Genomic DNA, 2250 nt, shown 5'->3' with positions numbered 1-2250 from the left:
GGCAACTCGCTCAGCACCCTGACCATGTACCGATAAGGTTCGATCCTGTTGGCGCGAGCAGTCTCGATCAGACTATAGATCCGGGCGCTCGCATGAGCGCCTCTGGGTGTCTGGCTGAACAGCCAGTTCTTGCGCCCGATCACGAACGGGCGGATGGCATTCTCTGCCGGGTTGTTATCCAGCGGGATGCGACCGTCACTCATGAAGGTGGTCAGTTTGGGCCACTGATTGGCCAGATACTGTAACGCTTTGCCGATGGTGGTTTTCGGCGGCACCTGGTTCAGGGACTTATCCAGCCAGGCCTTGAGCTTGTCCAGGGTGGGCTGACTTTGTTCCCGCCGCAGTTCGAGGCGCTCTTCCGGACTCAGGTGTTTGCCGTGTTTCTCAACGGCATACAGGCTACGGATCAGGCTCAGGGCCTGGTCCGCACGGCCCTTCTTGCCCTTGGGCTGGACTTTCTGGGCCTGCACGAACTTCCGGCGCGCATGGGCCCAGCAACCGGCATGGGTCAGCTGGTTGGCAACGACCACCTGGTTGTAGCCCTCGTACCCATCGGTCACGAGGACGCCGCCATAGTCATCCAGCAGGCGCACAGGGACCTGACCTGAACGGCTGGCGTCATAGTCGTACAGCACCACCTGCTGGCTGGGCGGCCCACCCCGCTGCACCCACATGTACGACGGACTGCTGGCTTTGCGGTCATCCTCGGCGTTGACCTGCACCGTGGTCTCATCCATGTGCAGTACCGGGCTGCGGTGCAGGTGCTGACGCAGCCGTTCGATCAAGGGCTCGATCAGTTCGCTGGCCTGGATGGTCCAGCGGGCCAGGGTGTTGCGGGGCAGATCAATACCCAGCCGTTTGAACACCTGCTCCTGACGGTATAGCGGCAAGGCATCCACGTACTTGGCGATCAGGCAGTAGGCCAGCAGGTTGGGGCTGGCGTTGCTCTTGGGCAGTGGCTGAGGCGGCATGGGAGCCGTGGCCACGCCTTCTTCGCAGGTCTTGCAGGCGTACTTGCGACGAATGTGGCGGATGACCTGGATGCGGGCCGGAACGATGTCCAACTGCTCGCTGATCTCTTCGCCAATGCAGGTCAGTTCAGCGCCATCGGTGTGGCACTGCTTCTGGTGCTCGTCCAGGTCGTGGACCACGTCCACCCGAGGCAGCTCCGGCGGCAAAGCCGCGCGGCCACCGCGTGAGCGGCGCTTGCTTGGGGTATTTGTTGTGGAAGGCGTCGGCTCGTCGCGGTCCTCGTCCTCTTCGACATCCTCGGCCTCCAGCCGGTCCAGCAGGGCTTCGGCTTCGTCGAAAAACAGATCCTGCTGGTCCACCGAGTACTTCTCGGTCGAGGGGCCGAAGCGGTTCTCAATCAGCAACCGGAGTTGCTCGAACAACTCCCGCTTCGCCGCCTCCAGGGACTGCGTCTTGCGTTCAAAGGAAGTCGCTTTGCGTTGGAGGGCAGAATTGTCCGCCTTCAGGCGGGCAATCTCGGCCTCCTGAGCGCGCAACTGTTGCTCCAGTTGCGCGGTGGAAAGTTGGGATTGGGAAGCGGCGTCCGACATGGCTGAATTATACCAAAACGTCTGTAAATCAGCATGTTGAAATTACCCAACTGACTCAAAAAATAGCGATTTATGAGGCGTCATCCGGGCAATGTCGTAGCCATCCAGCAACCAGTTCAGTTGCTGGCCCGACAGGGTCATCACATCCTGTGTTGAGGCCTCCGGCCACTTGAAGCGCTCCTGCTCCAGTCGCTTGTACCAGACCACGAAGCCGTTGCGCTCCCAGGCCAGGATCTTCACTTTGTCCCGCTGCCGGTTGCAGAAGACGAACACGGCCTCTTCGAATGGGTTGAGCTCCATCGCCTCCTGAACCAGCAGTGACAAACCGTCGATGGACTTGCGCATGTCCACCGGTTCCCGGCAGAGGTAGACGGCCACCTCCAGGTCCGGTCGCATCATGGCCGGACCTCCACCGCCACAAACCGGTTTGGCCGGTGCATCGGCGGCAGTGAAATATGCTGAACGTCCAGTCGCTGCCGCCAGGTCATCAGGTCGGCAAAGCGGAGCCCTTGATCATGAGCGTAAGCGCTGAGGCTCAGCCCAAGGGAGTGCGCGTGGTACAGGTGCCCCAGCCAGAACGCCTGGGTCGAGGTCAGTTGATGGTTCATGGTCAGCCTCCTTCAGTCAGAGGCTGGGAGTCTGGCGAATTCCGGTCAGACCGTTAAGATGGGGTTGGTGGAGCGCTTAC

Annotated in this window: 3 protein-coding genes; all 3 read right to left on the bottom strand. The window is 61.0% G+C overall.

The features are described 5' to 3' along the window. Positions 1–1562: IS66 family transposase (gene tnpC, locus ACFOZ5_RS13490; RefSeq protein WP_379888169.1), on the bottom strand; the 1562-nt coding region annotated here is incomplete at its 3' end. A 42-nt stretch (positions 1563–1604) separates the two neighbouring features. Continuing rightward, on the bottom strand, positions 1605–1961 hold the full coding sequence (tnpB, locus tag ACFOZ5_RS13485) for an IS66 family insertion sequence element accessory protein TnpB (RefSeq protein WP_379888167.1): 357 nt from the start codon (positions 1959–1961) through the stop codon (positions 1605–1607). Beyond that, a complete protein-coding gene (gene tnpA / locus ACFOZ5_RS13480) occupies positions 1958–2170 on the bottom strand; it encodes an IS66 family insertion sequence element accessory protein TnpA (RefSeq protein WP_379888164.1) in 213 nt (70 codons plus the stop codon). The genes tnpB and tnpA overlap by 4 nt, the downstream gene beginning before the upstream one ends. Positions 2171–2250: the final 80 nt, after the last annotated feature.

The organism is Marinobacter lacisalsi (genome assembly GCF_042651045.1).
Classification (GTDB): domain Bacteria; phylum Pseudomonadota; class Gammaproteobacteria; order Pseudomonadales; family Oleiphilaceae; genus Marinobacter; species Marinobacter lacisalsi.
Note: the sequence above shows the minus strand (reverse complement) of the source record. Positions and strands in the feature narration are given on the sequence as shown.